Below are 14,381 nucleotides of genomic sequence, written 5' to 3'. Positions count from 1 at the left end.
CCGCCCCGGATCTCCGGGTTCACCTCCACAATAGGCCGTGCCCGTAGACTTGTCGGTTGTGACCACTCGCCTCCCCGCCGCAGTCCTCTGGGACATGGACGGCACCCTTGTCGACACCGAGCAGTACTGGATGGCCGCAGAGACGGAGCTCATGGAGGCCTTCGGGCTCCCATGGAGTCACGAGAATGCGCTCGAGCTCGTCGGCAGCGGCCTCTGGGACGGGGCAGCGTACTTCCAGGCGAAGGGCGTCGACCTCGACGCCGACACGATCGTGAACCGCCTCACCGAACGGGTGCGCGAGCAGCTCGAGGAGCACGGCGTGCCGTGGCGTCCCGGCGCGCGCGAGCTGCTGCAGGCGCTGCGCGAGGCATCCGTGCCTACCGCGCTCGTGACCATGTCGGTCCGGTCGATGGCCGACGACATCGTCGCCGCCATCCCGTTCGAGGCGTTCGACCTGATCGTGTCCGGCGACAGCGTCGAGAACGCGAAGCCGCACCCCGAGCCCTATCTCACCGCTGCGGCGCAGCTCGGCGTCGACATCGCCGACTGCATCGCGATCGAGGATTCGCCCACGGGCCTCGCCTCGGCGCACGCCTCGGGCGCGATCGCCCTGGCCGTGCCGAACTTCATCCCGCTCGACGGACTGCCGGCCGCGGCACTGTGGCCGACGCTCGACGGCACGACCGTCGACGACGTGGCAGCACTCCTGACGATTCGCGAGGTCACGGCATGATCGAGAGCAGAGGCGAGCAGAGCGGTCCGTTCCGCGTCGGCGACCGCGTGCAGCTGACGGGTCCCAAGGGGCGCCTGCACACGATCACGCTCCAGCCGGGTCAGCACTTCCACTCGCACAAGGGGCTGCTCGCGCACGACGACCTGATCGGCCGGCCCGACGGTTCCGTCGTCGCGAACCAGGCCGGTGTCGAGTACCTGGCCCTTCGGCCGCTCCTCACCGACTTCGTCATGTCGATGCCGCGCGGCGCCGCGATCGTCTACCCGAAGGACGCCGCGCAGATCCTCGCACAGGCCGACATCTTCCCCGGCGCACGCGTGGTCGAGGCCGGCGTCGGTTCGGGTGCGCTCTCGCTCTGGCTGCTCCGCGCCATCGGCCCGGCCGGTCACCTGTACTCCTTCGAGCGACGCGACGACTTCGCGAGCGTCGCACGCGGCAACGTCGCCACCTTCCACGGCGCCGACCCCGAGAACTGGTCGATCACGCTCGGCGACCTGGCAGAAGTGCTGCCCGAGACGGTCGACGAGGCATCCGTCGACCGTGTCGTGCTCGACATGCTCGCCCCGTGGGAGTGCCTCGAGTCCGTCTCCACCGCGCTGAAGCCCGGCGGCGTGCTGCTCTGCTACATCGCCACGGCCACGCAGCTCTCGCGCGTCGCCGAGGCGATCCGCGCGACGGGGGAGTACACCGAGCCGCAGTCGTCCGAGACGATGGTGCGCGGCTGGCACGTGCAGGGTCTCGCGGTGCGGCCCGATCACCGCATGATCGCGCACACCGGCTTCCTCATCACCGCTCGACGCCTCGCACCCGACACGATCCTGCCCGAGCTGAAGCGCCGGCCGTCGAAGACGGAGTTCAGTGATGAAGACTTCGAGGCCTGGACCCCCGGCGCGCTCGGGGAGCGCAACGTGAGCGACAAGAGCCTGCGCAAGCGCGTCAGGCAGGCGGATGCCGCAGCCACCCGTTCGCGCGCAGGCGACGAGTCCGCCGTGACCGAAGCGAACGGCGTCGCCGACCCGTCCGACCCCGAATCGCCCGAGACGAACCCCGCCGGTCTGGGCGGGTAGGCTTTCATCGCCCCTCACCGATCACCCAAGAATCGAGGATCAGTGCGCTCGTCATTCGCGCTCATCGCCACGGCCGGCATCATCGCCCTGACCCTGTCGGGGTGCGCTTCGGCGCCCGCTCCCGAGACGGGATCCGGTGATTCCTCGAACGCGGTCACGGTGACAGGCGAGTTCGGTGAGAAGCCGCGCGTGGAGTTCCCGTCGCCGCTCGAGCCAGAAGAGACCCAGTGCACCGAGGTGATCGCCGGCGAGGGCCCGCTTCTTCACGAGGGTCAGATGGTGATGCTCGGCGCGTCGCTCTTCAACGGATCGACCGGTGAGCTGGTGCAGTCGATCGGGTACGACGACGATGCGGCGCCGCTCGCGATCGGCGGCGACACGTTGATCGCGTTCACGAAGGGCCTCAGCTGCGCCCGCGAGGGATCCCGGGTCGTCGTGGTCGCGCCGTCCGAAGAGGCCATCAAGCCTTCGCAGGACCCCAGTGGCGCCGAGGGTCGCGAGAGCCTCGTGGCGGTCTTCGACGTGCAGCGCGCCTTCCCGGCTCGCGCCGACGGCGCGGTGCGCCTCAGTCGTGACGGCTTCCCCGCCGTCGTGCTGGCGCCCGACGGCCGTCCCGGCATCACGGTGCCGAATGCCGACCCGTTCGAGACGACCGAGGTCGAGGTCCTGAAGGAGGGGTCGGGCGCTGTCGTCGAATCCGGTGACGCGGTCGTCGTGCACTACACGGGCGTGACATGGGACGACAGCAAGGTTCTGGACGACTCGACCTGGAAGGCCGGCTCACCGACCATCGTGACGGTCACCGACGATGAGGGCGGCCAGATGCCTCAGGGATTCTCGGAGGCGGTCATCGGCCAGAAGGTCGGCTCGCAGGTCGCGGTCGTGGTGCCGCCGAGCGCCGGCTTCGGCGATCAGGGCAATGACTCCGTGCCCCCGGGAGCCACCTTGTTCTACGTGATCGACATCCTGGGCGTGATCTGAGCCCGTCGCGGCGGCCCTCGCCGTCACCGCGGTTCAGTAAGATCGCACCTGTGGCGAGCGGCGGAGTGAACAAGGGCGAGTCGAAGATCCCGGTCGAGGATCGCCTGTTCAGCCTCGTCCTGGCCCTGCTCGCGACTGAGACGGGCCTCTTGAAGTCCGAGATCCTCTCGACAGTGCGTGGCTATGCCGAGCGATTCGATTCTGCTGGTCAGAATGCGAATCTCGAGCGCCAGTTCGAGCGCGACAAAGACGATATCCGCGAACTCGGCATCCCGCTCGAGACCGTGGAGTCGCCCGACCGTCCGGGCGACAACCAGGCGCTGCGCTACCGCATCCCCAAAGGGCAGTACGACCTGCCCGCCGACGTGCGATTCACGCCCGACGAGCTCGCCCTGCTCGGTCTCGCCGCCGAGGTCTGGCGCGAGGCCTCGCTCTCGGCCGATTCGCAGCGCGCCCTCACGAAGCTCCGTTCGCTCGGCATCGAGCCTCGTGAACCGGTGATCGGCTACGCCCCGCGACTGCGAGTGCGCGACACCGCATTCGAACCGCTGCGGCAGGCGCTCGATCGTCGCCAGTCGGTGCGGTTCCGCTACTTCAAGCCCGGTGAGCCCGAGCCGCGCCGTCGCACGGTCGACCCGCTCGCCGTGGTGCTGCACGACGGCCGGTGGCACCTCCACGCGTACGACCACGATGCGGCGAATTCCCGCACCTTCCTGCTCTCGCGCATCATCGGCGAGGTCACGCCCGTGCCCGGGTCGAGTTTCGATGCTCCGCCGCTCGGCGTGCAGGACCGCATCATCGCCGAGCTGCAGGAGCTGCACCAGCGCAACGTCGCCGATCTGGCGGTGACCGGCGGCAGCGATGCCGAGGTGCGGCTCGGCAAACGCGCGATCGAGGGCGACGAGGACGCCGGGGTCATCCGTCTGCACTACACGGACGCCGCCGTCTTCGCCGACGAACTCGCCGCCTACGGTCCCGAGGTCCGAGTGCTGTCACCGGCGTCGCTGCGAGATGCCGTCCGAGACCGGCTGCGCGCCGTTGCCGCCGCGCATCGCGACGCGGCCGATGCCGCCGATGGGGGAGAGCGATGATGGCCAAGCGGCCGAAGCCGTTGAAGGCGCCCGACAAGCTCGTCTTCCTGCTCTCGTTCGTGCCGTACCTGCTCGAACAGCGCGTCGTCGACGTGGCCGAGGCCGCCACTCATTTCGGGCTCTCCGAAGACGAGATCAGGCACGCCGTGCGACTCATCGCGACCTCGGGCCTGCCCGGGGAGACCGGCACCTACCAGCCGAACGATCTGTTCGACATCGACTGGGACTCCTTCGAAGAAGAAGACGTGATCGTCATCGTGCACCACGTCGCGATCGACGATGCGCCCCGGCTCTCCGCTCGCGAAGCGGCCGCCCTCATCGCCGGGCTGCAGTACCTCTCGGCCTCGCCCGAGAACGCCGGACGGGCCTCGCTCGCCGCGCTCATGGCCAAGCTCACGGCCGGGGCATCCGCCGCGCCCAGCCGCCTGGCGGTCGCAGAGACCGAAGCGGATGCCTCGCTTGCCCTGATCCGCGAGGCCGTGACGGGCGGCCGGCAGCTCGAGTTCGACTACCGCAACGCACTCGGGGTCGCGGGGCGCCGACGTGTCGACCCGCTCCGCATCCTGTCGCAGGACGCCGACTGGTACCTGCAGGCCTACTGCCACACGCGGGAGGACGTGCGGAACTTCCGGGTCGACCGCATGAGCGAATTGCTCGTCTCCGATGCGCCGATCGAGGACCACTCCGACCGCACGGTGCCCGACACGCTCTTCCAGAGCTCGGATTCCGACCTCGACGTGGTCGTCGACGTCGCGCCCGAGACGTTGCCGCTGCTCGCCGACTACCTGGCCGACGCTCGCACCGAGCAGGTCGACGGGCGCCTGCGGGTGACGCTGCGCCTGGCGCACGTGCACGGGCTCAAGCGCCTCGTGGCGGGACTTCCCGGCCTCGTGACCGTCGTGGCGCCGGCCGAGGCGCGCGCGGTGGTCGCGGAGTGGGCGGCAGCGGGTCTGGCAGGCTACGCTGAACCCGTTCCCTCCGATGCCGGGCGGCATCAGCCTGACATCGACGACAGGTAGACTGTCGTCACCCTCACCGACGAAACGGACGAACCCCCATGTGGCAAGGCTTCACTGGTTGGCACGCGCTGATCATCCTCGTGGTCATCCTCTTGCTTTTCGGAGCTCCCAAGCTTCCCGCGCTCGCCCGTAGCCTCGGCCAGTCGATGAAGATCCTCAAGACCGAGGTCCGCTCCGACAAGACCGATCCTGACGCGACCGACGAGACGCCGAAGGCCGACGCCCCGGATTCCGGCAAGAACTCCTGACCACGGTGACCGCGGTGAAAGATCGCGGTGAGAAGGACCGCGAGAAGCGGATGTCGCTCGGTCAGCATCTGATCGAGCTCCGCAAGCGCCTCTTCATCTCCGCGATCGCGATTGTGGTGGGCGGTGTGCTCGGCTGGTGGCTGACCGACGTCCTCGTCTGGGAAGCGATTCAGGCGCCGGTGCACAACGTGGCCGAGGCGCAGGGCACTGAGACGGCGATCGTCTTCCCGACGATCTCGAGTGCGTTCGATCTGCGACTGCAGATCGCGTTCACGATCGGCCTGGTGATCTCGAGCCCGGTCTGGCTGTACCAGATCTTCGCGTTCCTCGTTCCGGGGCTCAACAAGAAGGAACGACGGTTCACGCTCGCCTTCTTCGCGACGGCGATCCCGTTGTTCTTCGCGGGCTGCGCGGCCGGATGGTTCGTGCTGCCGAACATCGTGAAGCTCATGACGAGCTTCGTGCCGGGCGATGCGCTGTCGTTGCTCACCGCGAAGGAGTACATCGACTTCGTGCTGAAGCTCGTCGTCGCGATCGGCGTCGCCTTCGTGGTGCCGGTGTTCATCGTGTTGTTGAACTTCGCCGGTGTGATCAGTGCGGCGTCGATCATCAAGTCGTGGCGCATCGCGATCCTCGTGATCGTGCTGTTCACTGCGATCGCGACGCCGTCGGCCGATGTCGTCTCGATGTTCATGCTCGCCATTCCGATGATCGTGCTCTACTTCGCGGCATGGTTCATCGCGCACCTGCATGATCGTCGTGTCGCGCGCCGCAACCTGCTCGAATTCGGGGAGCCTGTCTAGGCTGGAGGAGTGATGAGCCTCTCGCCGGCCGAGCGTTACGCGCTCTCCCGCCAGCAACGCCGCCAGCCGCGTCTCGCCGACTTCGTCGCGGGTCAGCGTTTCGACCTCGACCCGTTCCAGCTCGCCGCCTGCGGCGCGCTCGACGAGGGGCGCAGCGTGCTCGTTGCCGCGCCGACGGGCGCGGGCAAGACGATCATCGCCGAGTTCGCGGTGTTCCTCGCCATGCAGGAGCAGGGCGCGAAGGTCTTCTACACGACCCCGATCAAGGCGCTCTCGAATCAGAAGTACCAGGAGTTCGTCGACACATGGGGGGCCGAATCGGTCGGCCTGCTCACCGGAGACACGAACGTCAACTCGGGTGCGCGCATCGTGGTGATGACGACCGAGGTGCTCCGCAACATGCTGTACGCCGACTCGCCGCTGCTCGATCGTCTCGCGTACGTGGTGATGGACGAGGTGCACTACCTCGCCGACCGCTTCCGCGGCGCCGTCTGGGAGGAGGTCATCATCCACCTCCCCGAGGCGGTGCGTCTCGTCTCGCTGTCGGCGACCGTCTCGAACGCCGAGGAGTTCGGCGACTGGCTGCAGGCGGTTCGCGGTGACACCGACGTCATCGTCTCAGAGGAGCGGCCCGTGCCGCTCGAACAGCACGTGATCGTGAAGTCGAAGATGCTCGATCTGTTCGACTCCTCAGGGCAGGCGGCGACGAATCGCGTGAATCCCGAGCTCAAGCAGCTCGCGCGAGCGGGCGGGCGATCGATCTCCGGTCGTTCGACCCGTGGGCAGCGCGGCGGCGATCGTGGCAGGTATCACCGCGATGCACGGGCGGGAAACGGCCGGGCGGACCGCCCCGAGATCGTCGCGATGCTGCAGGGAAAGAACCTGCTGCCGGCGATCGTGTTCATCTTCTCGCGGGTCGGGTGCGATCAGGCGGTGCGTCAGGTGCTGCGCAGCGGCATCCGTCTCACCGAATCGGCCGAACGCTCTGAGATCCGGCAGATCGTCGAATCGCGCGCACGCATGCTCCGCGATGAGGACCTCGCGGTGCTCGGCTACTGGGAGTGGCTCGAGGGACTCGAACGCGGCGTCGCCGCCCACCATGCCGGCATGCTCCCGGCGTTCAAGGAGATCGTCGAGGAGCTCTTCCAGCTGAAGCTCCTGAAGGTCGTCTTCGCGACCGAGACCCTCGCGCTCGGCGTCAACATGCCGGCGCGCTCGGTGGTGCTCGAGAAGCTCGAGAAGTTCAACGGCGAGGCACGGGTGCCGATCACGCCGGGGGAGTACACCCAGCTGACGGGTCGCGCCGGCCGTCGCGGCATCGACGTCGAGGGGCACTCGGTGATCCAATGGGTCGACGGGCTCGACCCCGAGGCGGTCGCCGCGCTCGCCTCCCGGCGCAGCTATCCGCTCAATTCGAGCTTCCGGCCCACGTACAACATGGCCGTCAACCTCATCGATCAGTTCGGCCGTGAGCGCACGCGCCAGATCCTCGAGCTGTCGTTCGCGCAGTTCCAGGCCGACCGGGCGGTCGTCGATCTCGCCCGCACCCTGCGCAAGCAGGAGGAGTCGATGGCCGGCTTCGAGCAGGCGATGCGCTGCCACCTCGGCGACTTCGGCGAATACGCGGCGCTCCGGCGTCGTATCGGCGAGATCGAGCGTCAGTCGTCGAAGGGCAACCCGACGCACGCACAGCGCGATCGGATGCAGCGAGAGCTCACGTCGGCGCGCAAGGCGATGCGCGCGCACCCGTGCCACGGCTGCGCCGAGCGCGAGTCGCACGCCCGCTGGGCCGAGCGCTGGTGGCGGCTGAAGACCGAGCACGAGCAGCTCTCACGGCAGATCCGAACCCGCACCGGCCAGGTCGCGAAGCGATTCGACCGGGTCACCGAGGTGCTCGAGTCACTCGGTTATCTCGACCGCGACGCATCCGGAGCCCTCGTCTCCACCTCGTCGGGGCGCATCCTGAAGCGCATCTACGGTGAACGCGACCTGCTCGTGGCCGAGTGCCTGCGACGCGGCCTCTGGGACGGCCTCGACGAGGCCGGCATCGCCGCGATGGCGGCATCGCTCGTCTACGAGCCGCGACGCGACGACAGCAATGTCGAGTACCGGCTGCCCCGCGGGCGGTTCCGTGAGGCCTTCGAACGCACGACCGACACGTGGGCGGTGCTCGACGATATCGAGCGCGACCACCGGCTGTCCGGCAGCGAGGTGCCCTCACCCGCACTCGCATCGGCCATGCACGCGTGGGCGCGCGGCACGAGTCTCGGAACCGTGCTCGCCGACACCGAGCTCGCGGCCGGCGACTTCGTGCGCCTCTCGAAGCAGGTGGTCGACCTGCTCGACCAGGTCTCGATCGTCGCCGACGCCGAGCTCGGGGCGACGGCGCGATCCGCGATCGACGCCGTGCGGCGCGGGGTCGTCGCCTACGGCGCACCCGCATGACCGGCCCCCACGGTCGCTTAGGCTGATCTGGTGCCCGAGAAGTCCCATCGCCCCCTCCTGCCGCTCTGGGGCGCGGTGCTGGCCGCCGCAGCCGGCGGGTTCGCCTACGACCTCGGTTTTCCCGGCGCGAGCATCTGGCCGCTCGCATTCGTCGGCATCGCGCTCGCGCTGATCAGCCTCATCGGTCGCTCGGCGTGGGGGGCCGCGCTCGTCGGCCTCGTCTTCGGACTCTCGTTCTATCTGCTGCAGGTCTCGTGGACCTCGCTCTACCTCGGCCCGGTGCCGTGGCTCGCGCTCTCGATCCTCGAGTCCCTCTTCGTCGCGGGCGGCGGCGTGCTGATCGCGCTCGCCTACCGGTGGTTGCCCCGGGTGAGCGACTCACCGTGGATCCGGCTGGTCGCGCTGCCGCTGCTCGTCGCGGGCCTCTGGTGCGTGCGCGAGGCCGCCGTCGGCACCATGCCGTACGGCGGGTTCCCATGGGCACGGGCTGCGCTCAGCCAGTCCGAGAGCCCGTTCGCCCAGGTGGTGTCGTGGGCCGGCTCGACAGGCCTCAGCTTCGTGATGGTGGCCATCGTGGCCGGCATCATCGAGTGGGTGCGTGTCGCGGGGTGGCGCCGGCCGGTCTCCGTGCTGCCCGTCGCGGCGCTGCTCGCGGTGTCGATGCTCGTGCCAGCATGGCAGACGACGCCGGCGGGTGAGCTCCGGGTCGCGAGCGTGCAGGGAAACGGGCCCTCCGGCTACTTCGACGAGCGCGAGCCGGGCGACGTGCTCGCCGCGCAGCTCGCGGCGACCGAGCCGATCCTCGACGAGGAGGGCATCGACGTGCTGCTCTGGCCCGAGGGCGGTTCCGACATCGACCCGACGCGGAGCGACTCCGTCGCCGGCATCTTCGATCGGCTGGGCGAGGAGCTCGATGCGCCGATCGTGTTGAACACCGTGACCGTGCGCGACGACGAGTACTTCAACACCTCGATGCTCTGGAGAGCGGGGGAGGGCGCCGTCGCGCTGTACGACAAGCGGCACCCGGTGCCCTTCGGCGAGTACATCCCCGATCGGGACTTCTGGTACGCGCTCGCACCGGACTTGATCGGGCTCGTGCAGCGCGGCTACACTCCCGGCACGAACGCGCCGGTGTTCGACCTCGGCGACGCCGTCACCGGGCTCGCGATCTGCTTCGACGTCATCTACGACGACGTCATCTGGGAGGGGGCGCGCGACGGTGCGCAGCTCTACATGCTCCAGACCAACAACGCCGACTTCCGCGGCACCGACGAGAACCAGCAGCAGCTCGCGATCGCGCGGCTCCGGGCGATCGAGACGGGTCGCTCGGTCGTGAACATCTCGACCGTCGGAACGAGCCAGGTCATCGACCCCTCGGGTCGGACGATCGACTCGCTGCCCGCCTACGAGCAGGGTGCGATGGTCACCGACGTCGAGCTGCGCGACGGGCTCACGCCGTCGGTCGTGCTCGGCTCGAGTGTGCCGATCGTGATCGTGATCGGTTCACTGGCGGCATTGATCGCCGCGGGCATCATCGCCCGCCGACGGTCTCGCGACCGCGGCGGCGATGACGACGACGCCATCCGAACGGATGCGCCCTAGGCGCCGATCTTCTGGCCGCGACGGGCGCGAAGATAGCTGAGCCGCTCTTCCAGCAGCTCCTCGAGCTCGGCACGGGTGCGTCGCTCGAGCAGCATGTCCCAGTGGGTGCGGGCGACCTTCTCGCCCGAGCGGTCGATCTCGACCGGCTTCGAGTCCACGAGCAGCACAGCGGATGCTCCGCAGTGCTTGCACTCCCACGACTCGGGCAGCTCGGCCTCGGTCGAGAACGTCATCACGGTCTCGCGACCGCAGGTCTCGCAGCGATAGGCGTATTCCGCACGGTCTGCGAACACCACGCCGTCTTCACTCTGCAGGCTCTGTGCGCCGATGCGCATGCCTCGAAGGCTCCTGTCCGCCATGGCGTACTCCTCTCGCTCGTCTCCATGTCTAAACGATCAAGCTGGGCGTTCCCTTTCCGGACCCTGAGGTTTAGCGGGGAATTCTCAGTTTCGAGCGTCGATGAGGGGGAGTGCGAGGTCGGCGCGGTCGGTCACGAGGCCGTCGACGCCGAGGTCGAGCAGTCGTGCCATGTCGGCGGGGTCGTTGATGGTCCAGACGTGCACTTCCGCTCCAGCGCGGTGCACGGCGGCGACGAAGCGCTCGGTCACGAGTGGCAGCACGCCGACCCGCTCGGGCACCTGCAGTGCGCGAGCTCCGTGCAGTGCTCGGTGCATGGCGGACGTCGAACCGGTGAGCGACGCCAGGCGGGTTCGGATGACTCCGGCGCCGCCTGCGGAGGTCGCGGTGTCGGGCAACAGTTCGGCGAGGCGCCGCCGGCGGCGCTCGGAGAAGCTCGTGAGCAGCACTCGAGAACCGGCGCGGGTCTTCGTCACCGACGCGACAGTCGCCTCGACCGCGCTCTCGACCTTCACGTCGATGTTGAATAGGGTCTCGGGAAACGCATCGAGCGCCTCTTCGAGGGAGCAGAACCCCTGCCCGTTCCCGAGGGCGATGCGTCGCAATTCGCCCATCGTGAGTTTCTCGACGTCGACGGCGCGATCGGCGACACGTTCGAGTGTCGGGTCGTGCGCCACCACCGCGACACCGTCGGCGGTCAGATGCACGTCGGTCTCGATGTACTCCGCGCCGAGCGCGACGGCCTTGGCGAATGCGAGGAGGGTGTTCTCGGGTGCTTCGAGGGCGAGGCCGCGGTGCGCGAGCACTCGCGGCCTCGACGGCTCGAAGTAGGCAGTGACCACGGGCCTTCCGTCAGAGACGCGGGCCGGTCGCCCCGGGCGCCTCCGGCGCCTGCGGGGGAGCCGCGGGGGTGAACGCCTTGCCGATGCCCTTCAGCGCCTCGGTGAGTTCGCTCGGCACGATCCAGAGCTTGTTCGACTCGCCCTGCGCGATCTGGGGGAGCATCTGCAGGTACTGGTACCCGAGCAGCTTCGGGTCGGCGTCGCCCTTGTGGATGGCGTCGAAGACCGTGAGGATCGCCTCGGCTTCACCCTGGGCGCGCAGCACCGCGGCCTTCGCATCGCCCTCGGCTTCGAGGATCGCGGCCTGGCGGGCGCCCTCGGCCGTGAGGATGGCGGACTGCTTGGTGCCCTCGGCGGTGAGGATGAGTGCACGGCGGTCGCGCTCGGCGCGCATCTGCTTCTCCATCGAGTCCTGGATGGAGTGGGGCGGGTCGATCGCCTTGAGCTCGACGCGTCCGACGCGGATGCCCCACTTGCCGGTCGCCTCGTCGAGCACGATGCGCAGCTGACCGTTGATGTTGTCGCGCGAGGTGAGCGCTTCCTCGAGGTTCAGGCCGCCGACCACGTTTCGCAGCGTCGTGGTCGTCAGCTGCTCGACGGCGCCGAGGTAGTTCGCGATCTCGTACGTCGCGGCACGGGCGTCGGTCACCTGGAAGTAGACGACCGTGTCGATCGAGACGACGAGGTTGTCTTCGGTGATGACCGGCTGCGGCGGGAAGGAGACGACCGTCTCGCGCATGTCGACGAGCGGGCGCAGCCGATCGATGAACGGCACCAGGATGTTGAGCCCCGGGCTGAGGGTCTTGTGGTAGCGCCCGAGCCGCTCGACCACGCCGGAGTAGGCCTGGGGGATGATGCGGATCGACTTCGCCAACACGACGATGACGAAGATGACGATCGCGACGACGACGATCGTCGCGATGATGCCGGAAACGTCCATCAAGCCCCAGTGCTCCTCTCCACCGGAACGACGACCGCCGTCGCTCCGTCGATACCGGTCACGAGCACACGCTCGCCGACCGCGACATCCGTCTGCTCGGTGATGGGCGACAACCGAGCCGTCCACACGTCGCCGTTCTGCAGGCGCACCTGACCCCCTGCGGGGGTGACGGTGCGCACGACCTGGCCATCGGCGCCGATGAGTGCGTCGATGTTGCTGCGCGTCGGATCGCCGCCACGCCGCAGCATCCGCAGGAGCGGTGGCCGGAGCAACAGGATCAAGGCGACCGCGACGAGCGCGGCGATGATGAACTGCGCCCACCACGGAATGCCGAACAGGCCCGACAGCAGCCCGGCGACGCTGCCGAGCGCGAGCATCAGGAACGTCATCTCGAGCGTGAAGACCTCGATGGTCGCGAATGCGAGGATCAACACGAGCCAGACGATCCACGCGTACTGGGTCAGTACATCCAATTCGTTCTCCTTCGCACGGCGTCTACTGAAACTATCAGGGCGCCTGACCCAGTGGGTCGCGCCGGTGGACTTGATAGTCTCGGTTCGCCTGTTCTGTGCGGACCAGTCCGTCAAGCCCCGAGGAGTTCCCCTGTGACCAACCCGCTCGCCCCCGAAATCCTCGACGGCCGCGTCGCGCTCGTCACCGGCTCCTCGCGTGGAATCGGCGCCGACACCGCCCGCTACCTCGCGGCCGCCGGGGCATCCGTCGTCATCAACTACCGCAGCAAGGCCCCGCGCGCCGAGAAGGTCGTCGCCGAGATCACCGAGGCGGGCGGCACCGCCATCGCCGTCGGCGCGGACCTCACCGATGCGGCATCCGTCGCCTCGATGTTCGAGCGCGCCGCTGCCGAACTCGGCCCGATCGACATCCTCGTGCTCAACGCCTCGGGCGGCATGGAGACCGGCATGGGCGAGGACTACGCGATGCGCCTGAACCGCGACGCCCAGGTCAACGTCGTCGAGGGCGCGCTGCCCCACCTCGCTCCCGGAGCGCGCATCGTGTTCGTCACGAGCCACCAGGCGCACTTCATCCGCACGACACCGACGATGCCCGAGTACGAGGCCGTCGCGCTCTCGAAGCGTGCCGGTGAAGACGCGCTCCGCGCGAAGCTGCCCGAGCTCGAGGCCGCCGGGTTCGAGTTCGTCGTCGTCTCGGGCGACATGATCGAGGGCACCATCACGGCGACCCTGCTCGAGCGCGCGAACCCCGGAGCGATCGAGGCCCGCAAGCAGGACGCCGGCCGGCTGTTCAACGTCGCCGAGTTCGCAGCCGAGGTCGCTTCCGCCGCGGTCGAGCCGGTGCCCGCCGACAACACCCGCTACGTCGGCGACACCTCGGGCTTCGCGCGCGAGGGCGACGCCTGAGTCAGCGCCACTGAGCCGAACCGTCTGAGACGGCGAAAGCCCGCCGAAGCATCCGCTTCGGCGGGCTTTCGCGTTCGTTCGGGCTACTCCGCAGCGGGAGTGACGCCGCGTCCGAAGGTGAACGCACGCACGATCTGCACGATGCCGAGCACGATGAGGCTGATGCCGGCGATGACGAAGAGAATCGCGATTCCCCACAGCGGCGAGAACAGCACCACGATGCCGGCCACGATGCTCAGGATGCCGAAGAAGATCGCCCATCCTCGCGAGCCGGCGTCACTCGACTGGGCGAGCGCGACGATCCCCTCGACGATCCAGAGGATGCCGACGAGGATGCCGAGGAAGATGCCGAAGAAGACGGCCGACTCGCTCGGGTTGGCGAGCACGATGATGCCGCCGATCACGAAGAGCAGGCCCAGGATGATGTCGAGCGTTCGTGCGCCGCCCGAGATGCCCTTCGAGAAGATGCCGAGACCGAGGTAGGCGATGCCGGCGATCAGGAAGTAGATGCCGAACAGCACCGTGATCACGACGGCGGAGTCCTTCGGCCAGAAGGTGATGAGGAAGCCGAAGATGAGGGCGACGGCGCCGCTGATGCCGAGCGTCGCGCGGATGGTGTTGATCGCCGACTTCGTGAGTGACGATGCGTCGAGCGAGAATGACGCGAAAACCCCGGTGGGTTGCGACGTAGACATTGTTGTGTCCTTTCTGGCGGCGGCGGGTGCCGTGCAGGGATCAGGCTATGGCCGTCGGTCGCCTGAGTGTCGGATGTGAATCCGCGAGTCTTCGGATGTCGCGGGGTGACCGTGTGCTGTCGTTGTTCCCCGATTTCGGCGAACGCAGGCCGCGACGAGGCGGGACTGCCAGTATCGGT

Annotated in this window: 15 protein-coding genes; 10 read left to right on the top strand and 5 right to left on the bottom strand. The window is 68.5% G+C overall.

Annotated elements, in window-relative coordinates; all coding sequences use genetic code 11:
* Positions 1-58 precede the first annotated feature (58 nt).
* Genes BJY17_RS03415 through lnt form a run of 9 tightly spaced genes read left to right on the top strand, consistent with a single transcriptional unit; the run spans position 59 to position 9,989 of the window.
* On the top strand, positions 59-733 hold the full coding sequence (locus tag BJY17_RS03415) for an HAD family hydrolase (protein WP_322789732.1): 675 nt from the start codon (positions 59-61) through the stop codon (positions 731-733).
* Complete coding sequence (locus tag BJY17_RS03410; protein WP_179550130.1) at positions 730-1,800, top strand: tRNA (adenine-N1)-methyltransferase; 1,071 nt, start codon at positions 730-732, stop codon at positions 1,798-1,800. The genes BJY17_RS03415 and BJY17_RS03410 overlap by 4 nt, the downstream gene beginning before the upstream one ends.
* Before the next feature lie 42 nt (positions 1,801-1,842).
* On the top strand, positions 1,843-2,781 hold the full coding sequence (locus BJY17_RS03405; RefSeq protein ID WP_179550129.1) for an FKBP-type peptidyl-prolyl cis-trans isomerase: 939 nt from the start codon (positions 1,843-1,845) through the stop codon (positions 2,779-2,781).
* 50 nt (positions 2,782-2,831) lie between these two features.
* Complete coding sequence (locus BJY17_RS03400; RefSeq protein WP_322789731.1) at positions 2,832-3,872, top strand: helix-turn-helix transcriptional regulator; 1,041 nt, start codon at positions 2,832-2,834, stop codon at positions 3,870-3,872.
* Positions 3,872-4,891 carry a helix-turn-helix transcriptional regulator gene (locus tag BJY17_RS03395; RefSeq protein ID WP_179550128.1) on the top strand — a complete coding sequence of 340 codons (1,020 nt, stop codon included), beginning with the start codon at positions 3,872-3,874 and terminating at the stop codon, positions 4,889-4,891. Before BJY17_RS03400 ends, BJY17_RS03395 begins: the two co-directional genes overlap by 1 nt.
* A 38-nt stretch (positions 4,892-4,929) precedes the next feature.
* Positions 4,930-5,139: a twin-arginine translocase TatA/TatE family subunit gene (tatA, locus tag BJY17_RS03390; protein ID WP_074259078.1), complete on the top strand. Its 210-nt coding sequence runs from the start codon at positions 4,930-4,932 to the stop codon at positions 5,137-5,139.
* A gap of 50 nt (positions 5,140-5,189) precedes the next feature.
* The gene (gene tatC, locus BJY17_RS03385; RefSeq protein ID WP_179552689.1) at positions 5,190-5,942 is read left to right on the top strand and encodes a twin-arginine translocase subunit TatC; all 753 of its coding nucleotides are present in this window, start codon (positions 5,190-5,192) and stop codon (positions 5,940-5,942) included.
* A gap of 12 nt (positions 5,943-5,954) precedes the next feature.
* Positions 5,955-8,387 carry a DEAD/DEAH box helicase gene (locus BJY17_RS03380; protein ID WP_179550127.1) on the top strand — a complete coding sequence of 811 codons (2,433 nt, stop codon included), beginning with the start codon at positions 5,955-5,957 and terminating at the stop codon, positions 8,385-8,387.
* Between the two features lie 30 nt (positions 8,388-8,417).
* Entirely contained in the window at positions 8,418-9,989 is a 1,572-nt protein-coding gene (gene lnt, locus BJY17_RS03375) for an apolipoprotein N-acyltransferase (RefSeq protein ID WP_179550126.1), read from the top strand.
* Here the strand turns inward: lnt and BJY17_RS03370 are convergent.
* From BJY17_RS03370 to BJY17_RS03355, 4 genes are all read right to left on the bottom strand, one after another.
* Positions 9,986-10,348: an RNA polymerase-binding protein RbpA gene (locus BJY17_RS03370; protein WP_179550125.1), complete on the bottom strand. Its 363-nt coding sequence runs from the start codon at positions 10,346-10,348 to the stop codon at positions 9,986-9,988. The genes lnt and BJY17_RS03370 overlap by 4 nt on opposite strands.
* 84 nt (positions 10,349-10,432) lie before the next feature.
* Positions 10,433-11,188, bottom strand: a complete 756-nt coding sequence (locus BJY17_RS03365; RefSeq protein ID WP_179550124.1) for a glycerophosphodiester phosphodiesterase family protein — start codon at positions 11,186-11,188, stop codon at positions 10,433-10,435.
* Between the two features lie 10 nt (positions 11,189-11,198).
* The gene (locus tag BJY17_RS03360; RefSeq protein WP_179552687.1) at positions 11,199-12,128 is read right to left on the bottom strand and encodes an SPFH domain-containing protein; all 930 of its coding nucleotides are present in this window, start codon (positions 12,126-12,128) and stop codon (positions 11,199-11,201) included.
* Entirely contained in the window at positions 12,128-12,601 is a 474-nt protein-coding gene (locus BJY17_RS03355; RefSeq protein ID WP_246303641.1) for an NfeD family protein, read from the bottom strand. The genes BJY17_RS03360 and BJY17_RS03355 overlap by 1 nt, the downstream gene beginning before the upstream one ends.
* A 132-nt stretch (positions 12,602-12,733) precedes the next feature.
* On the opposite strand from BJY17_RS03355, the gene BJY17_RS03350 reads away from it, so the two are divergent.
* Positions 12,734-13,507: an SDR family oxidoreductase gene (locus BJY17_RS03350; protein WP_179550123.1), complete on the top strand. Its 774-nt coding sequence runs from the start codon at positions 12,734-12,736 to the stop codon at positions 13,505-13,507.
* An 83-nt stretch (positions 13,508-13,590) separates the two neighbouring features.
* Here BJY17_RS03350 and BJY17_RS03345 read toward each other — a convergent pair whose 3' ends face one another.
* The gene (locus BJY17_RS03345) at positions 13,591-14,202 is read right to left on the bottom strand and encodes an HdeD family acid-resistance protein (RefSeq protein WP_179550122.1); all 612 of its coding nucleotides are present in this window, start codon (positions 14,200-14,202) and stop codon (positions 13,591-13,593) included.
* Between the last annotated feature and the right edge of the window lie 179 nt (positions 14,203-14,381).

Origin of the sequence: Agromyces hippuratus (assembly GCF_013410355.1) — a bacterium.
Lineage (GTDB): Bacteria > Actinomycetota > Actinomycetes > Actinomycetales > Microbacteriaceae > Agromyces > Agromyces hippuratus.
The sequence above is the reverse complement of the archived record's forward strand: the minus strand, read 5'-3'. Positions and strand labels throughout refer to the sequence as shown.